This window comes from Allobosea lathyri (assembly GCF_900108245.1).
In the GTDB taxonomy this organism is placed as follows: domain Bacteria; phylum Pseudomonadota; class Alphaproteobacteria; order Rhizobiales; family Beijerinckiaceae; genus Allobosea; species Allobosea lathyri.
In genome coordinates this window covers 643,780-664,630 of record NZ_FNUY01000001.1, presented here as the reverse complement: position 1 = coordinate 664,630, position 20,851 = coordinate 643,780, and the positions used below count along the sequence as shown (strand labels likewise).

Annotated in this window: 20 protein-coding genes and 1 riboswitch; of the genes, 11 read left to right on the top strand and 9 right to left on the bottom strand. The window is 65.8% G+C overall.

What is annotated here, in order from left to right; genetic code table 11:
- Nucleotides 1-137: 137 nt before the first annotated feature.
- Nucleotides 138-1,322, top strand: a complete 1,185-nt coding sequence (locus C4S73_RS03015) for a site-specific DNA-methyltransferase (RefSeq protein WP_103870955.1) — start codon at nucleotides 138-140, stop codon at nucleotides 1,320-1,322.
- Here C4S73_RS03015 and mutY read toward each other — a convergent pair.
- Entirely contained in the window at nucleotides 1,297-2,385 is a 1,089-nt protein-coding gene (gene mutY, locus C4S73_RS03010; RefSeq protein ID WP_103870954.1) for an A/G-specific adenine glycosylase, read from the bottom strand. The two genes, C4S73_RS03015 and mutY, sit on opposite strands and share 26 nt — an antisense overlap.
- Before the next feature lie 77 nt (nucleotides 2,386-2,462).
- On the opposite strand from mutY, the gene C4S73_RS03005 reads away from it, so the two are divergent.
- The 9 genes from C4S73_RS03005 (at nucleotide 2,463) to C4S73_RS02965 (ending at nucleotide 10,959) form a co-directional block, all read left to right on the top strand.
- Nucleotides 2,463-3,029 (top strand): GNAT family N-acetyltransferase, encoded by a 567-nt coding sequence (locus C4S73_RS03005; protein WP_103870953.1) that lies wholly within the window; start codon nucleotides 2,463-2,465, stop codon nucleotides 3,027-3,029.
- Between the two features lie 56 nt (nucleotides 3,030-3,085).
- Nucleotides 3,086-3,583 carry a DUF721 domain-containing protein gene (locus C4S73_RS03000; protein WP_103870952.1) on the top strand — a complete coding sequence of 166 codons (498 nt, stop codon included), beginning with the start codon at nucleotides 3,086-3,088 and terminating at the stop codon, nucleotides 3,581-3,583.
- 93 nt (nucleotides 3,584-3,676) lie between these two features.
- Nucleotides 3,677-4,312, top strand: a complete 636-nt coding sequence (locus C4S73_RS02995; RefSeq protein ID WP_103870951.1) for a DsbA family protein — start codon at nucleotides 3,677-3,679, stop codon at nucleotides 4,310-4,312.
- Between the two features lie 153 nt (nucleotides 4,313-4,465).
- Nucleotides 4,466-7,921 carry a chromosome segregation SMC family protein gene (locus C4S73_RS02990; protein WP_103870950.1) on the top strand — a complete coding sequence of 1,152 codons (3,456 nt, stop codon included), beginning with the start codon at nucleotides 4,466-4,468 and terminating at the stop codon, nucleotides 7,919-7,921.
- Nucleotides 7,922-8,318: 397 nt separating this feature from the next.
- Nucleotides 8,319-8,672, top strand: a complete 354-nt coding sequence (locus tag C4S73_RS02985; protein WP_103870949.1) for an AtpZ/AtpI family protein — start codon at nucleotides 8,319-8,321, stop codon at nucleotides 8,670-8,672.
- A gap of 42 nt (nucleotides 8,673-8,714) precedes the next feature.
- A complete protein-coding gene (locus tag C4S73_RS02980) occupies nucleotides 8,715-9,479 on the top strand; it encodes a F0F1 ATP synthase subunit A (RefSeq protein WP_103870948.1) in 765 nt (254 codons plus the stop codon).
- 60 nt (nucleotides 9,480-9,539) lie between these two features.
- Complete coding sequence (locus tag C4S73_RS02975) at nucleotides 9,540-9,767, top strand: F0F1 ATP synthase subunit C (RefSeq protein WP_043231023.1); 228 nt, start codon at nucleotides 9,540-9,542, stop codon at nucleotides 9,765-9,767.
- A 137-nt stretch (nucleotides 9,768-9,904) separates the two neighbouring features.
- Complete coding sequence (locus C4S73_RS02970; RefSeq protein WP_244595407.1) at nucleotides 9,905-10,471, top strand: F0F1 ATP synthase subunit B family protein; 567 nt, start codon at nucleotides 9,905-9,907, stop codon at nucleotides 10,469-10,471.
- A gap of 11 nt (nucleotides 10,472-10,482) precedes the next feature.
- Nucleotides 10,483-10,959, top strand: a complete 477-nt coding sequence (locus tag C4S73_RS02965; RefSeq protein WP_103870946.1) for a F0F1 ATP synthase subunit B family protein — start codon at nucleotides 10,483-10,485, stop codon at nucleotides 10,957-10,959.
- A gap of 442 nt (nucleotides 10,960-11,401) precedes the next feature.
- Here the strand turns inward: C4S73_RS02965 and C4S73_RS02960 are convergent, their stop codons facing one another.
- From C4S73_RS02960 to C4S73_RS02925, 8 genes are all read right to left on the bottom strand, one after another.
- Nucleotides 11,402-12,676: a L,D-transpeptidase family protein gene (locus tag C4S73_RS02960; RefSeq protein ID WP_160115655.1), complete on the bottom strand. Its 1,275-nt coding sequence runs from the start codon at nucleotides 12,674-12,676 to the stop codon at nucleotides 11,402-11,404.
- Nucleotides 12,677-12,879: 203 nt separating this feature from the next.
- Complete coding sequence (gene gcvPB / locus C4S73_RS02955; protein ID WP_103870944.1) at nucleotides 12,880-14,454, bottom strand: aminomethyl-transferring glycine dehydrogenase subunit GcvPB; 1,575 nt, start codon at nucleotides 14,452-14,454, stop codon at nucleotides 12,880-12,882.
- Nucleotides 14,448-14,837, bottom strand: a complete 390-nt coding sequence (locus C4S73_RS02950) for an endonuclease domain-containing protein (RefSeq protein WP_103870943.1) — start codon at nucleotides 14,835-14,837, stop codon at nucleotides 14,448-14,450. The genes gcvPB and C4S73_RS02950 overlap by 7 nt, the downstream gene beginning before the upstream one ends.
- 206 nt (nucleotides 14,838-15,043) lie before the next feature.
- Entirely contained in the window at nucleotides 15,044-16,387 is a 1,344-nt protein-coding gene (gene gcvPA / locus C4S73_RS02945; RefSeq protein ID WP_103870942.1) for an aminomethyl-transferring glycine dehydrogenase subunit GcvPA, read from the bottom strand.
- Between the two features lie 166 nt (nucleotides 16,388-16,553).
- Nucleotides 16,554-16,928, bottom strand: a complete 375-nt coding sequence (gene gcvH, locus C4S73_RS02940; RefSeq protein WP_103870941.1) for a glycine cleavage system protein GcvH — start codon at nucleotides 16,926-16,928, stop codon at nucleotides 16,554-16,556.
- Nucleotides 16,929-16,957: 29 nt separating this feature from the next.
- Complete coding sequence (gcvT, locus tag C4S73_RS02935; protein WP_103870940.1) at nucleotides 16,958-18,115, bottom strand: glycine cleavage system aminomethyltransferase GcvT; 1,158 nt, start codon at nucleotides 18,113-18,115, stop codon at nucleotides 16,958-16,960.
- Between the two features lie 161 nt (nucleotides 18,116-18,276).
- A riboswitch (glycine riboswitch) is annotated at nucleotides 18,277-18,380 on the bottom strand.
- 75 nt (nucleotides 18,381-18,455) lie between these two features.
- Complete coding sequence (locus C4S73_RS02930; protein ID WP_103870939.1) at nucleotides 18,456-19,070, bottom strand: hypothetical protein; 615 nt, start codon at nucleotides 19,068-19,070, stop codon at nucleotides 18,456-18,458.
- On the bottom strand, nucleotides 19,067-19,576 hold the full coding sequence (locus tag C4S73_RS02925; protein ID WP_103870938.1) for an invasion associated locus B family protein: 510 nt from the start codon (nucleotides 19,574-19,576) through the stop codon (nucleotides 19,067-19,069). The genes C4S73_RS02930 and C4S73_RS02925 overlap by 4 nt, the downstream gene beginning before the upstream one ends.
- A gap of 368 nt (nucleotides 19,577-19,944) precedes the next feature.
- Here C4S73_RS02925 and coxB point away from each other — a divergent pair, with 368 nt between their 5' ends.
- A complete protein-coding gene (gene coxB / locus C4S73_RS02920) occupies nucleotides 19,945-20,829 on the top strand; it encodes a cytochrome c oxidase subunit II (protein WP_103871263.1) in 885 nt (294 codons plus the stop codon).
- Nucleotides 20,830-20,851 lie beyond the last annotated feature (22 nt).

Sequence of the window (20,851 nt, the reverse complement as noted above, 5' to 3'; positions counted from 1 at the left end):
TCGGCTTGAGTTCCAAAGGGCTAGGCAAATCCTGCAGCCCCAAAACGGGACGCATTTTTTTCATCGTGGAAACCCGGCTTTTACCCTGACTCGGCATGATCGTGACTGTTGAAGTTGCGTAACGGTCTTGAGCACTCATGGGTATTTTGCGTACCGGGACCACCAGCGCCGCCGTCCGGATTCAAGTTCCGCGTACCGGACGGCCCGCGCTGGAGTCTCGGATAAAGGCTGCAAGCCTTCCTCTGGAACTCCCCCTCGATCAGATCCTCATCGGCGACTGCGTCGCTGCGATCGATCGTCTCCCGGCCGCGAGTGTCGACCTCGTCTTCGCCGACCCGCCCTATAATCTCCAGCTCGGCGGCGATCTGCGCCGGCCCGACGACAGCCTCGTCGATGCCGTCGATGACGACTGGGACAAGTTCTCGTCCTTTGCCGAATACGACGCCTTCACCCGCGCCTGGCTCACCGCCTGCCGGCGCGTGCTGAAGCCCGACGGCGCGCTCTGGGTCATCGGCTCCTATCACAACATCTTCCGCGTCGGCTCGATCCTGCAGGATCTCGGCTTCTGGATGCTGAACGACATCGTCTGGCGCAAAGCCAATCCGATGCCGAATTTCCGCGGCCGGCGCTTTACCAATGCGCATGAGACGCTGATCTGGGCGGCGCGCGGCGAGCGTTCGAAATATACCTTCCACTATGAGGCTCTGAAGGGCGGCAACGAAGACCTTCAGATGCGCTCGGACTGGTATCTGCCGCTCTGCACGGGCGAAGAGCGCCTGAAGGACGGCGCCGGAGCAAAGGTGCATCCGACGCAGAAGCCCGAGGCCCTGCTCGCCCGCGTCATGCTGTCGGCGAGCAATCCCGGCGACGTCATCCTCGACCCCTTCTTCGGCACCGGCACGACCGGCGCCGTCGCCAAGGCGCTCGGGCGCCATTTCATCGGCGTCGAACGCGACACCGTCTATGCCGAGGCTGCCCGCAAGCGCATCGCCGCGATCGAACCGCTGCCGCCGGAGGCGTTCTCGACCGCGCCGTCCAAGCGCAGCGAGCCGCGCGTGCCGTTCCTCAGCCTCGTCGAGGCCGGGTTGGTGAAGGCGGGCGAGATCGTCGTCGACGAGAAGCGCCGTCACAAGGCGACGATCCGGGCCGATGGCACGCTGGCTCTTGGTCCAGCGGTCGGCTCGATCCACAAGGTCGGCGCACTGGCTCAGGGATTGCCCGCCTGCAATGGCTGGACCTTCTGGCATGTCGAGCGGCCCGCGGGCCTGATGCTGCTGGACAATCTGCGCGGCGAGATCAGGGCGGAGATGGCGGCGGCCTGAGGGCCTCCAGCCCGGCTTCGACGACCTTGAGCATCAGGCTCGGGAACGGCTCTTCGCGGAGCCGGCCCTGCGACGTGAAGCGCATGCCCTGAGGGGCCTGCGCCTTTTCGCCCGCCCTCGCCACGAGCACCGTCAGCTCCAGCGGAAAATGCGTGAAGACGTGCCGCACGGGGACATCGAGCCTGCGCCAGCGGGCGACGACCGGCGCATCCTGCGCGGCTCCGTCCAGTTCGTAATCGGGACGCCAGTCGCTGGTTGGCACTTCCGCCATGCCGCCGAGCAGGCCCTTGGCCGGACGCGTCCGGACCAGGATCGCGCCATCCTCGCGCATCAGCACGAAAGCAGCACCATAGCGCGTGAAACCCGCCTTCTTCGCGGTCTTGCGAGGATAGGTCTCCTGCGTTCCCTCAAGCCGCGCAACGCAAGGGTCGCGCCAGGGGCAGATACCGCAAGCGGGATTGCGCGGCGTACAGATCGTGGCGCCGAGATCCATCAAAGCTTGCGCGAAATCGCCGGGCCGCGCCGCCGGCAGCAGCGTCAGCACATGCTCGCGAATCAGCGGTTTCGCGCCGGGCAGGACCGCCTCGATGGCAAAGAGCCGCGTCATGACGCGCTCGACATTGCCGTCGACGGCAGCAGCGGGCCTGTCGAAGGCGATCGCCGCCACGGCGCCTGCCGTATAGGCGCCGATGCCCGGCAGGGTGCGCAAGCCCTCCTCCGTATCGGGAAAACGTCCGCCATGCTGTTCGACGACCGCCTTGGCGCAGGCATGGAGGTTGCGCGCCCGCGAATAATAGCCGAGCCCGGCCCAGGCCTGCATGACTTCCTCCGAGGGCGCAGCCGCAAGGGCGCCGACCGTGGGAAACCGCGCCATGAAGCGCTCGAAATAGGGCTTCACCGCCGTGATCGTCGTCTGCTGGAGCATGATCTCGGACGCCCAGACACGATAGGGGTCGGGGCTCTCGCCGGGAAGGGCACGCCAGGGCAAGGCGCGACGGTGGCGATCATACCAGCTGAGGAGGTCGGCCGCCTTTGCAGCAGGCTGTCGCGTTGCGAGGGTCATGATCCCGGTTTAGCCTGCCTGCCTTGGACCGCAAGCGCGCTGACGAAAGCGCCATGCGAAACCACAGAGCTGACCCGATGCCGCAAACGCCCGACATAATCCCCACCCTTGAGACCCGCCGCCTCCAGCTCAGGCCGCTCGCTCTCTCCGATGCTCCCGCCATCCAGGCACTGTTTCCGCAATGGGAGATCGTGCGCTACCTGACCGACAGCATTCCCTGGCCTTATCCGGCTGACGGCGCCGAGAGCTTTTTGCGCAATGTAGCCCTGCCCGGCATGGCGTGCGGCGAGGAATGGCACTGGAGTCTGCGGCCGAAGCTAGAACCCGAGATTTTGATCGGCGGAATCAGCCTGATGGCGCGCCCCGGCGACAATCGCGGTTTCTGGATTGCGCCGGATTGGCGCAAACAGGGGTTGATGAGCGAGGCTTGCGACGCCGTGACCGATTTCTGGTTCGACGTGCTGGGGCAGGAGGTCCTGCAGGTCCCGAAGGCCGGCGCCAACATCGCCTCGCGTCGAATCTCGGAACGCGGGGGGATGAGGATCATTCGCACGGAAATGCGCGCTTATGTCTCCGGATCGCATTTCGCCGAAATCTGGGAACTCACGGCTGCCGAATGGCGGGCGCGGCGCGCGGCGCGTTAGACACTGTTTCCGGAGACTCGGCTTGCCGCAGCCGCGCCGCTCCCGCACAATGGCACATGGCCGCCAAACCGCTCGCTGACCTCATAGACGACTGCCTCGCGCCTGCTCTGGCAGCGCAGGGCTTTGCCGGCCGCGCCATCGTGTCGCTCTGGCCCGAGATCGTGGGCGAGCGGCTGGCCATGCGCACGCGACCGCTGAAGATCGACTGGCCGCGCCGGCGGCCATCGCCGGGCGAGATATCGGAGCCCGCCACGATGGTGGTCCGGGTCGAGGGCGCCTTTGCGCTGGAGATGCAGCAAATGGGTCCGCTGGTGCTGGAGCGGGTCAACACCCATCTCGGCTGGCGCGCGGTCGGCAAGCTCGTGCTGAAACAGGGGCCGGTGGAAGCGCCTGTCGTCAAGGCCGCGCCGCTCCCGCCCGATCCCGCGATCGTCGCCCAGGTCGCCGCGCAGGTCGCGGGCATCGAGGATGCGGGCCTGCGCGAAGCGCTGGAGCGGCTGGGTCGATCCGTGGCGCAGAACGCAAACCGGGCACAACTCGACACGGCTTCGTGAGGTTGGGCCCTGCGGGCACGAACCGATCTTGCCACAATCTTGATCGCCTCTATGGTCCGGACACCAATTCGACCCCCTTGAGGAACTTTTACGATGACGAACAGGCGACAGCTTCTGACCGGAACGGCCGGGATCGCAGCCGCCGCAATGGTCGGCGCCACGGTCTTCGGCGCAACGACCGCGCAGGCCCAGGCCGATCTGAAGACGGCCGGCCCGCTCGGCGATGTCTGGCTCGGATCGCCCGACGCCAAGGTGACGATCATCGAGTACGCGTCGCTGACCTGCGGGCACTGCGCCACCTTCCACAAGGACACCTGGCCGGCGCTCAAAGCGAAATACATCGACACCGGCAAGGCGCGCTTCACCTTGCGCGAATTCCCGCTCGATCCGCTGGCGACGGCGGGCTTCATGCTTGCCCGCTGCAACGGCAACGACAAGTATTTCCCGATGACCGATCTGCTGTTTGCGCAGCAGAAGGGCTGGGCCTTCACCGACAAGCCGGTCGATGCGCTCTCGGCCCTGGTCAAACAGGCCGGTTTCACACAGGAATCGTTTGAAGCCTGCTTGAAACGGCAGGATATCTATGACGCCGTCACGCAAGTGAAGGATGGTGGGTCCAAGGCTGGCGTCGACTCGACACCGACCTTTTTCATCAACGGGCAGAAGCGTTCAGGTGCGCTCTCGATCGCCGAATTCGACAAGATCCTGGAGCCGCTTCTCGCGGGCTGAAGAAGCGCGCGGGTTTCCCTTCTCCCCTCGGGGGAGAAGGTGGCAGCGCGAAGCGCTGACGGATGAGGGAAGGATGGCAGGGCAGCGCGTGACTGCCCTCATCCGTCTGCTGCGCAGACACCTTCTCCCCCGAGGGGAGAAGGGAGATTGCCCATGCATCTGACGCGCCTCAAGCTCACCGGCTTCAAGACCTTCGTCGAACCGACGGAATTCCTGATCGAGCCGGGGCTGACCGGCATCGTCGGCCCCAATGGCTGCGGCAAATCCAATCTCGTCGAAGCCCTGCGCTGGGTGATGGGCGAAAGTTCGTTCAAGAACATGCGCGGCTCGGGGATGGACGATGTCATCTTCGCCGGCTCGAACGAGCGCCCGGGCCGCAACATGGCCGAGGTCGCGCTCACGCTGGACAATAGCGACCGCAAGGCGCCCGCCGCCTTCAACGAGACCGATATCCTCGAAGTCACCCGCCGGATCGAGCGCGAGGAAGGCTCGACCTATCGCGTCAACGGCAAGGAGGTGCGCGCGCGCGACGTGCAGCTGCTCTTCGCCGATGCCGCGACGGGCGCACGCTCGCCCGCCCTCGTGCGGCAGGGGCAGATCAGCGAGATCATCTCCGCCAAGCCGCAATCGCGCCGGCGAATTCTGGAAGACGCCGCCGGCATCGCCGGTCTGCACAGCCGCCGTCACGAGGCGGAGCTGCGCCTGCGCGGGGCCGAGGACAATCTCGTCCGGCTGGTGGACGTGCTCGGCGAGATCGATGCGCAGATCGAGGCCCTGCAGCGGCAGGCTCGGCAGGCGGGGCGCTATCGCAGCATCGCCTCCGACATCCGCAGGGCCGAGGCGACGCTGGCGCTGATCGCCCACCACCAGGCGCGCGGGCAGGAGGCACAGGCAGAGCGGGCGCTGGAGGCGGCCGTCCGCGTCGTCGCCGAACAGACCGGAATACAGGCGGAAGCCGCGAAAAAGCAGGCGATCGCGGCCCATGAGCTGCCCGCCTTGCGCGAAGGCGAGGCTTCGGCGGCCGCAGCGCTGGTGCGCCTCAAGCGTGGGCTCGACGAACTGGAGGCCGAGAATCGGCGCGCCAAGCAACGGGCCGAGGAGCTTGGCCGAAGGCTGACGGAGCTGCAGGCCGATCTCGTCCGCCAGGACAATGTCGCACGCGACGCGACCGAAAGCCTGACACGGCTCGCGGAAGAGGATTGGGGCCTAGACCGCGAAGGCGACGGCGCCACAGCCGGCGCGGATGCGGCAAAATCCGCGCTCGAGACGGCGGAAGCTGCGCTCGCTTCCGCCGAGGCGGAGCATGGGGCGGCGCAGGCCGCGCTGTCCGAACTCGGCGCGAGGCGCGGCGCGCTGGAGCGAGCCCTGCGCGAGGCCCGCGAGCGCGAAGCCCGAGCCACCTCCGAACGCGAGCGCCTGCTGCGCGATCAGGCAGCCCTCGACGCCGCCAATGCCGCGACGCCGCTGGACAGCCTGCGGAAAACCCTCGCGGGCGCTGAAGCGGCGATGCGGGATGCGGATGCCGCCGCCTCTGCTGCCCGCGCGACCCTGGCTACAGCGCGTGAGCGCGAAGCGCAGTTGCGCGGCCCGCTCGCGGAGGCCGACCGCAAGGCGCAGCGGCTGGAAACCGAAATCAGGACGTTGCAGAAGCTGCTGGCACCGGCGACCGGCGGTCGCTGGCCGGCGATCCTCGATTCGATCACCGTGGCAAAAGGCTTCGAGATCGCGCTTGGAGCGGCATTGGGCGATGATCTCGACGCGGCCGGCGATGTCTCGGCGCCAACCCATTGGCGCGATAGCGGCCCGGGCGTGGGAGACCCCGCCTTGCCAGAGGGCGTCGAGGCCCTGGCGCAGCATGTGCGCGGTCCGGCTGCGCTGAATCGGCGTCTCAGCGAGATCGGCGTGGTCGCGCGCGCCGACGGCGCGCGTCTGCGGGAGGCGCTGAAGCCTGGCCAAAGGCTGGTTTCGCGCGAAGGCGACATCTGGCGGTGGGATGGGTTCACCAGCGCGGCCGAGGCGCCCTCACCTGCTGCACGACGCCTGGCCGAAAAGAACCGCCTCGGCGATCTCGAACAGGAAGCTCAAGCCGCGAGCAAGGCAGCCGAGGCAGCGCGCGAGGGGCTGAATGCAGCCAGCGTCGAGACAAGGACGGCCGGACAGGCCGAAACCGCAACGCTCGAAGCCGCGCGATTGGCGCGGCGCGCCCTCGATCAGGCCCGCGAACATTTCGCCAGCGCCGAACGCAAGGCCGGCGAGGCCGCTGCGAAACGCTCGGCGTTGACGGAAGCGATCGGCCGGACCGGCCAGAATGTTGCGGAGGCGGCGGCGCAGGTGGCCACCCACGATGAGGCGTTCGCCGCGCTTGCGCCCCTGATCGAGCTTGAAAGCACCTTGCTGAAGGCGCGGGTCCTGCTCGGGGAACGGCGCATCGCCGCATCCGACGCCCGCGCCCATGTCCAGACGCTGGCCCGCGAGGCGGATCTGCGGACGAAACGGCGCGCAGCGATCGCCGCCGACATCAAGGCCTGGCAGGAGCGGGCCGCCACAAGCGCCCAGACCGCCGACGAAACACGTCGGCGCATCGCGGCGGTCAGCGCGGAGCAGAAGACCCTGCTCGAAGCGCCCGACACATTCCTGACCGAGCGCCGACGGCTGCTTGCCGAGATCGAGGCCGCGGAGACCGCGCGACGCAGCGCGGCCGACAGGTTGGCGGCCGGCGAGGTATCCCTTGCAGAGGCCGACCGGCAGGCACGCGCCGCGCTCGAAGGGCTCTCGGGTGCGCGCGAACAGCGTGCCTCGGCGGAAGCACGGCTCGAGGCCGCCAGGCAACGCGTCGCCGATGTCGCGCGCCAGATCGAGGACGGGCTTGAGGCCGATCTGAACGGCCTGCAGGCACTGACGGGGCTGAAGGCGGGCGAGGACCTGCCTGACCAGCACACGATCGAACACCGCCTCTCCGGCCTTAAGGCCGAGCGCGAGCGGCTGGGCGCGGTCAATCTGCGGGCCGAGGACGAACTCGCCGAGGTCAAGACCAAGCGCGAGGGCCTGACCGGCGAGCGCGACGACCTCAGCGAGGCGATCAGGCGGCTTCGTCAGGCGATCGGCGCGCTCAATCGCGAGGGCCGCGAACGCCTGCTCGCCGCCTTCGAGGTGGTGAACGCGCATTTCCAGCGCCTGTTCGGTGTGTTGTTCGGCGGCGGCACCGCCGAGCTGAAGCTGGTCGATTCCGAAGACCCGCTGGATGCGGGGCTTGAAATCTTCGCCCGACCGCCCGGCAAGAAGCCGCAGGTGATGACGCTGCTGTCGGGCGGCGAGCAGGCTTTGACCGCAACCGCGCTGATCTTCGCGGTGTTCCTGACCAACCCCTCGCCGATCTGCGTGCTGGACGAGGTCGATGCGCCGCTCGACGACGCCAATGTCGAGCGCTATTGCGACCTGCTCGACGAGATGGCGCGGGACACGCAGACGCGCTTCATCCTGATCACCCACAACCCGATCACCATGGCGCGGATGGAGCGGCTCTTCGGCGTGACGATGGCCGAGCGCGGCGTCAGCCAGATGGTCTCGGTCGACCTTTCGACGGCCGAACGCATCCGCGAGGCAGGCTGAGATTCAGTGCGATCATTTCCTGAGCCCTCATCCTGAGGAGCCATTCCGCAAGGAATGGTGTCTCGAAGGATGCTCCAGAAGGTTCCGGCAACAACTGGAGCATCCTTCGAGACGCCGCTGAGCGGCTCCTCAGGATGAGGGCTATCTTTCGAAACGATCCCCTGAGGCGGGCTGAAAAAATGCCACAATCGTCTCCGCAATGCGGCAAGAATGTCGCACCTCGCCTGAATTTCTAAATATTCCAATGTGTTAAGCCTAGTTTGCCTGCCTTGACAGCACGGAGGCCGGGCAATAAAGGAGGCCGTGCTGACGACGGCTCGATGCGCGGGTTTGGACAGGGTTATAGTGGTTTTTTGCTCGATCGTGGCCATTTCACGATCCAGAGGGAGCCTCTGCCATGTCGGAACCTGACAAAAACGCCTCAGATTCGGAGTTGCGCGCAAGACTGGGCTCTCTCAAGACCGCTCTGGAGCGGGCTGAAGAGAGCGAAAAGCCGGGCGCGAGCGCGGCTGGACCGGACGGTGCCCTCGCTGGCGCCATGTCTTCAGGCTTTCGCGCCGCGACAGATCTCGCAGGCGGCATCATTGCGGGGGCCCTGATCGGGGTTCTTGGAGACCGATGGCTGGGAACGTCTCCGTTCCTGCTGATCGCCTTTCTGGTGATCGGTGCCATCGCCGGTTTCCGCTCCGTCTATCGGCTCGGTTCGCGTCCGACCTCCGGGTCGAAAGACAGCGCGCCGAAAGAGAAGTGACCGAGGCAGGCAGCCGAAGGCTGTGCGACAAGGGACGTAAACATGGCGGCTGGCGGCGGAATCGATCCGATCCACCAATTCGAGATCAAGCCGATCGTGGGGCTGAAGCCGCTCGGGCTCGACCTGTCCTTCACCAATGCCTCGCTGCTCATGGTCATCATCGTGGCCGTGATCTCGATCATCATGATCTATGGCTCGAGCCAGCGCGCGACCGTTCCAGGACGTCTGCAGTCGCTCGCCGAGATGATCTACGAATTCGTCGCCTCGACCGTCACCGGCGTGATGGGCAAGGACGGCATGCGCTTCTTCCCGCTCGTCTTCTCGCTGTTCATGTTCGTGCTGACCGGCAACATGCTCGGCATGGTGCCCGGCTCGTTCACCGTGACCAGCCATATCGTCGTGACCGCGGCCTTCGCCTTCCTCGTGATCGGCACCGTGCTGATCTATGGCATCGTCAAGCATGGCAGCCATTTCTTCGGCCTGTTCGTGCCGTCAGGCGTGCCGGGCTGGCTGATGCCCTTCATGGTGCTGATCGAGGCGGTCTCCTTCGTGTCGCGCCCGATCTCGCTTTCCTTGCGTCTGTTCGGCAACATGCTGGCCGGCCACATCGCGCTGAAGGTGTTCGGCGGCTTCGTGGTCGCGCTGCTCGCCGGCACCAGCGTGTTCGGCTATGTGATCGCGCCGCTGCCGCTGCTGCTCGCCGTCGCCCTGACGGCACTCGAGTTCCTCGTCGCTTTTCTGCAGGCCTATGTCTTCGCGATCCTGACCTGCGTCTATCTCAACGACGCTCTGCATCCGGGCCACTGAGCCAGCCAGAGTTCGCGAGAGTTCAACCCACCCTTTAGCTTTTCACACTGGAGAAAGACCATGGATCCCGTTGCAGCCAAGTACATCGGCGCTGGCCTCGCCTCGCTCGGCATGGGCCTCGCCGCCATCGGCGTCGGCACCATCTTCGGCAACTTCCTCTCGGGCGCTCTGCGCAACCCCTCCGCGGCCGATGGCCAGTTCCCGCGCGCCTTCATCGGCGCGGCGCTCGCCGAAGGCCTGGGCATTTTCGCCTTCGTTGTCGCGCTCGTCCTGCTCTTCGTGGTCTGACGCTCTCGTCGGCCTACGTCTCGTCGCGCTCGATGCTCGCAAGAGCGTCGGGCGCGACCACTCTGTTTCCTTCCGCTGAAAGGCATCCCATGCCGGTTCGATCTTCAGGGTTCGTCGGACGAGGATGGGCCGTTCCGGTGGCTTCCGCCTCATTCGCCACTCTGCTGGCGGGTGCTGCGCAGGCCGCGACCGAGCACGGCGCCAAGAAGGCCTCCTTCCCGCCCTTCGACTCGTCCACCTTCGCCGGACAGCTGTTCTGGCTCGCGATCACCTTCGGCGTGCTGTACTGGCTGATGTCCAAGATCGCCCTGCCGCGCGTGGGAGCGATCCTCGAAGAGCGCGCCGACACGATCTCGCGCGATCTCGACAAGGCTTCGCAGATGCAGGCCAAGGCCGAGGAGACCGCTCAGGCCTATGAGAAGGCCCTGGCGGAAGCCCGCAAGAATGCGCAAGGCATCGCGCAGGCTTCGCGAGATGCCGGCGCCAAGGCATCCGACGCGCGTCGCCATGCGGTCGAGGCCGAACTGAGCGCCAAGCTCGGTCAGGCCGAAACCACCATCGCCGGCACCAAGGCCAAGGCCATGAAGAACGTTCGCGGGCTCGGCAGCGAGGTTGCGGTCGCGATCGTCACCAAGCTGACCGGCCAAGCGCCCAGCGCCACCGAGGCGTCGGATGCTGTCGATCAGGTTCTGGCGCGCGGCTGAGGAGAAGACAGATGGATACGTTCTGGGTCGGCGTCGCACTCGTTATCTTCCTCGGTGTCCTCGTTTATTTCGGCGTGCCGAAGGCCATTGTCGCCGCGCTCGATTCGCGTGGCGAGAAGGTCGCGCAGGAGCTCGCCGAAGCGCGGCGCCTGCGTCAGGAGGCCGAGAAGCTGCTCGCCGAATACGACGCCAAGCGTAAGGCCGCCGAGTCCGAGGCCGCCGCGATCATCGCCGCTGCCAATGACGAGGCCAAGCGTCTCGCCGCCGAGGCCGAAGCCAAGCTCAACGATTTCGTCACGCGCCGCACCAAATCGGCCGAAGACAAGATCGCGCTCGCCGAGAGCCAGGCCGAAGCCGAAGTTCGCGCCGCTGCCGCCGAGGCTGCAACCCGCGCCGCCGAGGTGATCATTCGCTCCCAGGTCGGCGGCAAGACGGGCGAAACCCTGTTCGCCGCCGGGCTGCAAGAGGTCAAGGCCAAGCTGAACTGAGCCTTTCGGCGTCACAGCTTCTGCCGCACGACATCGAACGCCGCGATCCCCCAGGGGATCGCGGCGTTCGCCGTTGAGGGGCTTTGATGTGTTGCGAGGAGCGCTGGCTGGAGCTTGGCGGCGGGCTGCCATGATCAAAGTTGGGTCGAGGCGTGGCCTCGGGAATCGGTCTCCAGAGCATGCTGATTGTTCTCGGAAAAACTGGGTCATCCCGGGCTTGACCCGGGATCCATCCCGGAGCGCCTGGGGTCATCGTTCAGGCATGGTTCCCGGCTCTACGCGGAGTTTATCCTTGGGCCGACCGAAGGTCGGACACGAGGGCTCCGGCCGGGATGACCCGCCTTTCCTCGAAACCGCAGCATGCTCAAAAGGCGGCCGCGCTCAGACGCAGCCGGCATCCTGGCCGTCCGTCCGAGTCTTGTAACTCAAGACAATCAGCGTCTCAGTTCACCGCTGTCACGGTCTTGGCCGGCGCGCGGGCCGCAGGCGGCGTCGCCTTGACAACAGGCGGCTTGGGCTCTCCCGTCGCAGCCAGCGGCTTGGGTTTTGGCTTGCGCGCTACGATCGTCGAGGTGACGATGCCCTGCGGCGTATCGAGCGAATAGATGTCCTCGCGGAACTGGATCAAGCCATCCGCCCCCTGCCAGCCCGTGAGATAGACCCAGGCGACGGGCACCGACTTCTTCAGTGGGATGTTCTTGCGCTCGTTCTTGGCAATCTCGGCCTCGATGCCGGCCTGCGTCCACTCCGTGCCCTCGAGCAGCCAGGCGGCGAGATCGCGCACCCCTTCGATACGGGCACAGCCGGAGGAGTTGAAGCGGACGTCGTTGCGGAACAGTGTCTTCTTGGGCGTGTCGTGCATATAGACGGCTTCGGTGTTCGGCATGTCGATCTTGAGTTGGCCCAGCGAGTTGGTCGGGCCGAAATCCTGCCGCACCGTGAAATAGGGCGAGGTCAGGCTGGCCCATTTGACCGTAGCCGGGTCGATCTCGCGATTCTCGGCGCCAAGCAGCTTCATGTTCGACTTGGTGATGAAGCCCGGGTCCTTGCGCATATGCGGAATGATGTCCGCCTTCACGATCGAGGTCGGCACCGTCCAGTAGGGATTGAGATTGACCGAGGTGATATTGGCCTGCAGCACGGGTGACGGGCGGTCCGGCCGGCCGACGATGGCAAGGTGCCGGCGCTGGACGACACCGCCCTCCACAGCCTCGACGCTCGCACCGGGGATGTTCACCACGACATAGCGTTCGGCAAAGGAGAAGCCGTTGCCCTTCAGCCGCTCCAGCGTCGCGGTCAACTGATTGAGCCGGGCTTCGACCGGCGTATTCATCGCCTTCAGCGTCAGGCGGCCGACCGTGCCGAGGTCCGACAGGCCATGGCGAATCTGGAAGCGCTTGACCGCAGCGACCACGTTCGCGTCATAGACGTCACCGGGCAGCGTTTCGGGGGCGAGATCCCCGCTCATGATCAGGCGCCGCTTCAGCGCCACAACGTCGGGCCCGAGCGCATCGGGTTTCAGCGCCGAGACCGACGACGGCAGCACGGGCCAGCCACCGCGACTGGCGATGTCCTCATAGGCGATCAACGCCTCGAGCGTGCGGTCATAGGTATTGGGGCCGTAGCTCGGCTCATTGGCACGCGCACCCGCGGATCCCAGAAACAGGGAAACCGCGAGCGCGAGCGCGGCAGGGGCCGTAAAGGAACGCAGGTCCATGGATCGATCCCAGAATGCGCAAAGGCGCATGCCGGAATCATCCCTCGCACATGGTCAAGGAAGCCTTAAGGCGGCGCAGAAATTACCCACCGGAATGCGTTGCTGGCCAGACCGTCATTGCGAGGAGCGAAGCGACGAAGCAATCCAGGAGGACGTCGAGCGAGACGTCTGGATTGCTTCGCTGCGCTCGCAATGACGGCGGATTACTCCGCCGCTTCGGCGATAGGCTGCGGCTTCACCCATTTCAGCACCGGCTGACGCGCCGCCCGGGTCTCGTCGAGACGGCGGATCGGGGCGTGATGCGGCGCCGATGTGAAGCGCGCCTTGTCATTGCCCTTCGCGGCCATGGCGAGGTCACGCAAGGTCGCGACGAACAGATCGAGCGAGGCCTTGGATTCCGATTCGGTCGGCTCGATCAGCATCGCGCCATGGACCACGAGCGGGAAATACACCGTCATCGGGTGATAGCCCTCGTCGATCATCGCCTTCGCGAAATCGAGCGTCGAGACGCCCGTGCCCTTCAGCCACTCGTCGTCGAACAACGCCTCATGCATCGAGGGGTGGTCCGGGAAGGGCAGCGACATCAGGTCGGACAGGCCGGCGCGGATGTAGTTGGCGTTGAGCACCGCATCCTCGGAAGCCTGCTTCATGCCGTCCGAGCCGTGGCTGAGCATATAGGCGAGCGCCCGGACATACATGCCCATCTGGCCGTGGAAGGCGGTCATGCGGCCGAAAGGCGCGTTGCCCGCAGGGGCATCGCTCTTCTGCTCGACGAGACGCGGCTTGCCGGCCTCGACATGGATGAAGGGCACGGGAGCATAAGGCGCCAGACGCTCCGACAGCACCACGGGACCGGCACCCGGCCCGCCGCCGCCATGGGGCGTCGAGAAGGTCTTGTGCAGGTTGATATGCATCGCGTCGACACCGAGATCACCCGGCCGCGCCTTGCCGACGATGGCGTTGAAATTGGCCCCGTCGCAGTAGAAATAGGCGCCGGCCTCATGCATCGCAGCCGCGATCTCGACGATCTGCGGCTCGAAGATGCCGCAGGTGTTCGGGTTGGTCAGCATGATCGCGGCGATGTCGGGTCCGAGCAGCGCCTTGACGTCCTCGACCGCGACCGTGCCATCCTCACGCGCCGGCACCGACTTCACGCTGAAGCCGATCAAAGCCGCGGTGGCCGGATTGGTGCCATGGGCCGATTCCGGGACGAGCACGACGGTGCGGGTCGCGCCCTCGCCCTTGGCGGCAATGGCGGCCTTGATCGCCATCATGCCGCAGGCCTCGCCATGCGCGCCGGCCTTAGGCGACAGCGCCACCGCCGGCATGCCGGTCAGCGTCATCAAATAATGCGAGAGCTGCAGCATCACGTCGAGCGCGCCCGGCACCGTCGTCAGCGGCTGGAGCGGGTGCACGTCCGAGAAGCCCGGCAGCCGCGCCATCTTCTCGTTGAGGCGGGCATTGTGCTTCATAGTGCAGGAGCCGAGCGGGAACAGCCCGGTGTCGATGCCGTAATTCTTCTGGCTCAGGCGGACGTAATGGCGCATCGCCTCGGGCTCGGAGAGGCCGGGAAGGCCGATCTCACCCTTGCGAGCGTGCTTGCCGAGCCGCGACTTGAACGCTGTGGGCTTATCGATGTCGACGCCGGTCGTCTCGTGATGGCCGATCTCGAAGATCAGCGGCTCGATCTGCTGCAGCGCCTTGTTGCCGGTGAAGGTGGCGTGGGTTTCGACGGCGGAAGCGCCAGCCTGGGTGGGACGTCCCTGACGGTTCAGCATGGGAGGGCTCCGGTCGGGTTGGAATGATCGTGAAGGGCGCGAAAAATCGTCTCGACGACGCCGTCGAGATTGTCGGTGAGTTCGTGATTCCAGAAACGCATGACGCGGAAGCCCTGCGCCTCGAGATAGGCGGTGCGGCGCGCGTCATGAGCAGCGAACTCGGGCAGACCGTGCTGTCCGCCATCGAGTTCAATCACCAGCTTCATGCCGAAATGCACGAAATCTGCGAAGTAAGGCCCCATCGGAGCCTGGCGGCGGAAGTGGCCGCCCGGCAACTCCAGCTGCTTCAGATGAAGCCAAAGACGTTTCTCGGCAGATGTCGCCTCGCGACGAAGCCGCCTTGCATTGGTAGTGCGTGGGTCCTTGCGGCTCGAAGAGCTCATCGTCGCTCCTGTCAGGACGGTCGCTGTGGCTGATGCAGGGCGCGCGCTACCCCCTCCCCCCGCTTGCGGTGGGGAGGGTTGGGGTGGGGGGCAGCGCCGCTCGGCGCGACGACGAAGGATGGCGCTCGGGCTTTGCGCCCCCCCATCCCTAACCCTTCCCCACCGCAAGCGGGGGGAAGGGGACAGGTCGAGCGCTGTTGTCGGCGTCACGCCAGAACCTCGCCCAACGACTTGACGAAGGCCGCCCGATCTTCATCCGTATTGATTTCGGTGTTGGCCACGATCAGGAGATCGTCGAGCCCGGCATTCGGCAGCAGGCGCGAAACCGGCACGCCCCCGAGCACACCCTTGTCGGCCAGCGCCTCGACCACCTGTGCGGCGGGCTTGGACAGCTTCAGCGTGAACTCGTTGAAGAAGCTCTCGTTCAGGACGGAGACGCCCTTCACGCCGGCGAGCAGGTCGGCGAGCTTGACGGCATTGGCGTGGTTGACCTCGGCCAGCCGCGCGAGACCCGCCTGCCCCAGCAGCGTCATATGGATGGTGAAGGCCAGCACGCAGAGGCCGGAATTGGTGCAGATGTTCGAGGTCGCCTTGTCCCTGCGGATATGCTGCTCGCGGGTCGAAAGCGTCAGCACGAAGCCGCGCTGGCCATCGGCATCGACCGTCTCGCCGCAGAGCCGGCCCGGCATCTGACGCAGATACTTGGTCTTGGCGGCAAACAGCCCGACATAGGGTCCGCCGAAGTTCAGGGCGTTGCCGATCGACTGGCCCTCGCCGACGACGATATCGGCCCCCATCGCGCCGGGCGGGACGACCGCGCCGAGCGAGACGACCTCGGTAAAGACCGCGATCAAAAGGGCGCCATGAGCCTGCGCCTTCGCGGCGATGGGGCTGAGGTCGCGCAGATTGCCGAAGACGTCGGGGTTCTGCACGACGACGCAGGAGGTCTCGTCGTCGATCTGCGATAGGATGTCCTCATTGGCCGCAACATCGGGATCAAGCGTCACGACCGTGTCGTTCGCCATCTCCGACAGCGTCCGGACCACATCGGCGTAATGCGGATGCAGGCCACCCGACAGCACGGCCTTGCGCCGCCTGGTGACGCGATGAGCCATCAGAACGGCCTCACCGGTGCCGGTCGAGCCGTCATACATCGAGGCGTTGGCGACCTCCATGCCGGTCAGGGCGGCGATCTGGGTCTGGAACTCGAAGAGATATTGCAGCGTGCCCTGCGCGATCTCGGGCTGGTAGGGCGTGTAGCTGGTCAGGAACTCCGAGCGCTGGATCAGATGGTCCACCGTCGCCGGAACATGGTGCTTATAGGCACCGGCGCCGACGAAGAAGGGCACGGAGGACGCCGCGATGTTCTGGGCGGCCATGCGGCCCATGATCCGCTCGACCTCGAGCTCGCCCTTGGCACGCGGCAGATCCAGCGGCGCCTTGAGCAGCTTGCCGGCGGGGACATCGCTGAACAGCGTGTCGATGTCGGGCACGCCGACGCGCGCGAGCATGTCCTCGCGGTCGGTGTCGGTCAGGGGGAGATAGCGCATGGAATTTCCTCGGTCATTCCGGGGCCGAGCGCAGCGAGGAGCCCGGAACCCAGAAACGAAAGTGGTGCAAGGAAGCTGGAACGGACCGCCACTTTCCGGAACCGGCATCGGTTCTGGGTTCCGGGCTCGCTGCTTCGCAGCGCCCCGGAATGACGGCGAGGTCGCTTCAAAGCGTCTTGACGTAATCCTGGTACTCGGCCTCGCTCATCAGGCCTTCCAGCTCGGCGGCGTTGCTGAGCTTGAGCTTGACGAACCAGCCCTTGCCGGCCGGATCCTCGTTCACCGTTCCCGGGGCAGCCTCGAGTTCGCTGTTGACCGCGACGACGTCACCGGAGACGGGCGCATAGACTTCCGACGCGGCCTTGACGCTCTCGACGACCGCCGCCTCGGCTCCCTTTGCAATCGCCTTGCCGACAGGAGGGAGCTCGACGAAGACGACATCGCCAAGCTGCGACTGGGCGTAGTCGCTGATGCCGACGATGCCGGTATCGCCTTCGATGCGGATGTATTCGTGGTCCTTGGTGTAGCGGGTCTCGGCCATGGTCTTGTCTCCGGAAAGGGGATGAAGGATCAGCGCTTGTAACGGTTGGGGACGAAGGGCATCGCGGCGACGACGGCCGGCAGCGGCTTGCCGCGCACGATCAGATCAAGCCGCGTGCCAGGAGCCGAATGAGCCTTTGCGACATAGCCCATGGCAAGAGGTGCGTTCAGCGTCGGGCCGAAGCCGCCCGAGGTGACCTTGCCGACGATTTCGCCCTCGGGCGTGGCAATCTCCGCGCCTTCGCGCGCGGGGGCACGGCCTTCCGGCAGCAGGCCGACGCGAACGCGGGTCACACCTTCCGCGAATTCGCGCTGGATGCGGGCAGCACCGGGAAAACCGCCCTCTTCGCGGCGGCGCTTCTGGATCGACCAGGTCAGCGCGCCTTCGACCGGCGAGGTCGTGGTGTCGATGTCGTGACCGTAGAGGCAAAGCCCGGCTTCAAGCCTGAGCGAATCACGCGCACCAAGCCCGATCGGCTTGACACGAGCGTCGAGCAGAAGCGTGTCCCAGATCTCGCCGATCTTGCCGGCTGCGGCGGAAATCTCGTAGCCATCCTCGCCCGTATAGCCGGAGCGGCTGAGATTGGCCTTGATGCCGGCGACCTTCATCGAGCGCGAGGTCATGAAGCCCATCTCGGCAGCCTCGGGCGCAAGCGCGGCCAGCGCCTCGGCAGCCGCAGGTCCCTGAATGGCGATCAGGCCGCGATGCTCGGCCCGGACGAGCTTCACATTGGCGGGCAGGCGCGCCTCGATATGGGGATAGTCCTCATTCTTGCAGGCGGCGTTGACCACCAGATAGAGCGCGCCGTCCTCGTCGGGATCGGCTGAGCGCGTCACCATCAGATCGTCGAGTATGCCGCCCTCCTCGTTCAGGAGCTGCGAATAGCGCTGCTTGCCTGGAGCAAGGTTCAGGATATCGGCGGGAATCAGCGCCTCGAGCGCGCGCGCCGTCGTCTCGTGGTCGGGGCCGATGAGGAAGGCCTGCCCCATATGCGAGACATCGAAAAGGCCGGCCTTTTCGCGCGTCCAGTTGTGCTCGGTCAGAATGCCCGACGGGTACTGCACCGGCATGTCGTAGCCGGCGAAAGGTACCATGCGGGCGCCCAATGCGACATGACGGGAATGGAGCGGGGTCTTGAGCGGCGCAACAGCGCTCGCAATGTCGGATTCAGCGGCCTCGGCAGCCATGGACGGCCCCTTCCAGAGTCAAGCGCAAGCCCCGGACGGAACTGTCCGGAGCGCGCCCCCTCTGTCTTGGAACCTGAGAGATTTCCCCGCACCGGCGCAATCAGCCGGACGAGTTACACCCGTCGGTGGGCGGAATCGCTTCCGCCGCTTTCCAGAGCGCCAAGTCCCACGCGGTCCATTTGCCTGAGCGTTTCCGGGGCGGTTGCGCCTTCGGCGCCGAATCCGGATTTCTAAGTCCGGACCCGGTCTCTCCCGCGGGGATTTTACGGCTGAGGCAGAGATACAAGACCGGCCCCCGGAGTCAATCGGGCGCCGTCTCGTTTCCCGGCTATCGCTGTGGCTATCTGCGGCGGCTGCGCACAGGCGTGGCAGCGCCGCCGGCGCTCAGGCCGATGATGATCTCGACATCGCCGCTACCGGGCGGGACGATGATCCCATCTTCGACATGCGAGAAGTCGGTTCCACCCTGGCCGCTGGGGATCGTGCCGCCAACCCGGGAGGCGCGGCGCGCGACGACGGTGGTTCCACGCAGGACCTGGATGGTCAGCGTCGCGCTATAGCTGCCCGCGCCGCCGGCCGGGCCGAGCAACACGCGACCTTCCGCGCCGACCTTGAGACGGAAACCGCCGCCGCCTGTCGGAGTGCACTCGCGAGCGACGTTCAGAATCGAGATCTGATGGCGCAGGCTGCCGCTATCGCCGCCCGACTGGGAACGAAGCGCCGCCCCGCCATCGGCAATGATGACCTCGGGGCAGACTTGAGTTTCTTCCTGCTCTTCCTTCGGCAACTGGTTGGGTGCCGGCGGCGTCGTCGACTGGAACATCACGACGTTGCTGAATTTCTGAAACGCGCTTGGCTGGCCCGAGGACGACCCCGAGGAGCCGCAGCCGGCCAGGCCCAGGCATAGAACCGGAAGAATCAGCCAACGCGGCTGGCGAAAATTCGCAACAATCACGGCAAGGCCTCCACGCCAGGACCGAAGCCGGTGAGCGAAACGGGCACGCCCACCCCCTCTTCCGGCGTCTGAAACACGATGAAAGTGGCGCTCTTGCCAGCCTTGAGCTGTCCAAGCAGCGTATCGTCCATCACCACTTCCGCAACACAACCCGTCGTCAGGCAGCGCACGAAGCCGGCGCGGCCGATATCCTTGTCGTCGATCTTGAGACCGAGCCCCGAGGGCAGCAACACGCCGAGCGGCGCGACCACGCGCAGGAGCCTGCTCTTCTGGTCCGCCGTCTTCAGGACGATGACGAGGAGCGTCAGATTCGGCCGATCCTCGGCCGCGACGTTCTGCACGAGCGCGCATTGTTCTGCCTTGGCGCCGGGCGGCACCTCGCAGCGCATCTGCCAGTCACCATGCGTCGACCTGACCGCGCCCTGAGCGAAAGCCGGGCCGATGGCGAGACAGGCGCCGATCACCGCGAAGACCGCCGCACAGACAGGTCCGAATATCTTGCCCATCCCTGCTAACCCTCCAAACCGGCGCAGCGGCCGGGCCTGATGACGTTTAAGGAGCAGAATTCAGGCGGAAAACCGGCCCGTGCTCCATGAATCCGACTGCTGCTTCAGCGTTGAATGCGTTGGGACCATGCAGGCCCGGTCCTGTCAAGGCGCGGACGGCAATGCGGCCGCGGCTTCTGCCCGGCCTAGCGTGATTATGCCGCACGGCTGGGGTGGACGGCTCGCATTGCCCCTCTGGCGCAAGCGTGATCTTTGATTTATCGCAATCTCGAAGAGCAAGGTGGCCTCGCGGTCGCGCTTTGCCATGCATGGACATGAGCCTATCAAGGGGCTCCATGCCGGGCACGATGAGGAGCTATGTCGGATCGATGCGATTTCTGAGCAGGACCATTGCAACCGTGGCCGCTGGAGCCCTTGCCGTCGCAGCGACGGCAATTGTTTCCGGCAGCGCCAGCGCGGGAACCGGCATGCCGAGCCCCTGGCAGTTGAACCTTCAGGGTGCCGCGACCGAGGTCTCGGAATACATCCACTGGTTCCATGACTGGCTCAACGTGATCATCTTCGCGATCACGATCTTCGTGCTCGGCCTGCTGCTCTATGTCGCCTGGCGCTTCAACGAGAAGAGCAACCCGGTTCCCTCGAAGACCACGCATAACGCGCTGCTCGAAGTGGCCTGGACGGTGATTCCCGTCCTCATCCTCGTCGTCATCGCCATCCCGTCCTTCCGCCTGCTCAAGCTGCAGCTCGAGATTCCGCAGGCCGACCTCACCCTGAAGGTGACCGGCAAGCAGTGGTACTGGTCCTACGAATACGCGCAGGACCAGGGCACTTTCGGCTTCGATTCGCTGATGCTCGACGAGAAGCAGCGCGCCGAGGCGATCAGCAGCAACAGGATCGCCGCCGCCGAGGCCCCGCGCCTGCTCGCGGTCGACAACGAGGCGGTCGTGCCGGTCGGCAAGATCGTGCGCGTCCAGGTCACCGGCGCCGACGTCATCCACAAATTCACGGTGCCATCCTTCGGCATCAAGATCGACGCCATTCCCGGCCGCCTGAACGAAACCTGGTTCAAGGCCGATCGCGAAGGCATCTATTACGGCCAGTGTTCGTTCATCTGCGGACAGAACCACGCCTATATGCCGATCGCCTTCCGCGTCGTCAGCGCCGAGCGCTATGCCGCCTGGCTGACCGAGGCGAAGCAGAAATTCGCCAACGCCGAAGATGCTGGCAGCAAGCTCGCCATCTCGTCGAAGTGAACCCCGTCGCGGGCCGTCGGCC

Coding starts and splice junctions, on each gene's coding strand:
- gcvPA (WP_103870942.1), bottom strand. CDS start 16,387: ATGCGCTATCTCCCCCTGACCGACACCGACCGCGAGGACATGCTCGCG.
- C4S73_RS02975 (WP_043231023.1), top strand. CDS start 9,540: ATGGATCCCGTTGCAGCCAAGTACATCGGCGCTGGCCTCGCCTCGCTC.
- coxB (WP_103871263.1), top strand. CDS start 19,945: ATGCGATTTCTGAGCAGGACCATTGCAACCGTGGCCGCTGGAGCCCTT.
- C4S73_RS02985 (WP_103870949.1), top strand. CDS start 8,319: ATGTCGGAACCTGACAAAAACGCCTCAGATTCGGAGTTGCGCGCAAGA.
- C4S73_RS02960 (WP_160115655.1), bottom strand. CDS start 12,676: ATGGACCTGCGTTCCTTTACGGCCCCTGCCGCGCTCGCGCTCGCGGTT.
- C4S73_RS03000 (WP_103870952.1), top strand. CDS start 3,086: ATGGCCGCCAAACCGCTCGCTGACCTCATAGACGACTGCCTCGCGCCT.
- C4S73_RS02995 (WP_103870951.1), top strand. CDS start 3,677: ATGACGAACAGGCGACAGCTTCTGACCGGAACGGCCGGGATCGCAGCC.
- C4S73_RS03015 (WP_103870955.1), top strand. CDS start 138: ATGGGTATTTTGCGTACCGGGACCACCAGCGCCGCCGTCCGGATTCAA.
- gcvPB (WP_103870944.1), bottom strand. CDS start 14,454: ATGCTGAACCGTCAGGGACGTCCCACCCAGGCTGGCGCTTCCGCCGTC.
- gcvH (WP_103870941.1), bottom strand. CDS start 16,928: ATGGCCGAGACCCGCTACACCAAGGACCACGAATACATCCGCATCGAA.
- C4S73_RS02980 (WP_103870948.1), top strand. CDS start 8,715: ATGGCGGCTGGCGGCGGAATCGATCCGATCCACCAATTCGAGATCAAG.
- C4S73_RS02990 (WP_103870950.1), top strand. CDS start 4,466: ATGCATCTGACGCGCCTCAAGCTCACCGGCTTCAAGACCTTCGTCGAA.
- C4S73_RS02950 (WP_103870943.1), bottom strand. CDS start 14,837: ATGAGCTCTTCGAGCCGCAAGGACCCACGCACTACCAATGCAAGGCGG.
- C4S73_RS02965 (WP_103870946.1), top strand. CDS start 10,483: ATGGATACGTTCTGGGTCGGCGTCGCACTCGTTATCTTCCTCGGTGTC.
- C4S73_RS02925 (WP_103870938.1), bottom strand. CDS start 19,576: ATGGGCAAGATATTCGGACCTGTCTGTGCGGCGGTCTTCGCGGTGATC.
- mutY (WP_103870954.1), bottom strand. CDS start 2,385: ATGACCCTCGCAACGCGACAGCCTGCTGCAAAGGCGGCCGACCTCCTC.
- gcvT (WP_103870940.1), bottom strand. CDS start 18,115: ATGGCTGCCGAGGCCGCTGAATCCGACATTGCGAGCGCTGTTGCGCCG.
- C4S73_RS03005 (WP_103870953.1), top strand. CDS start 2,463: ATGCCGCAAACGCCCGACATAATCCCCACCCTTGAGACCCGCCGCCTC.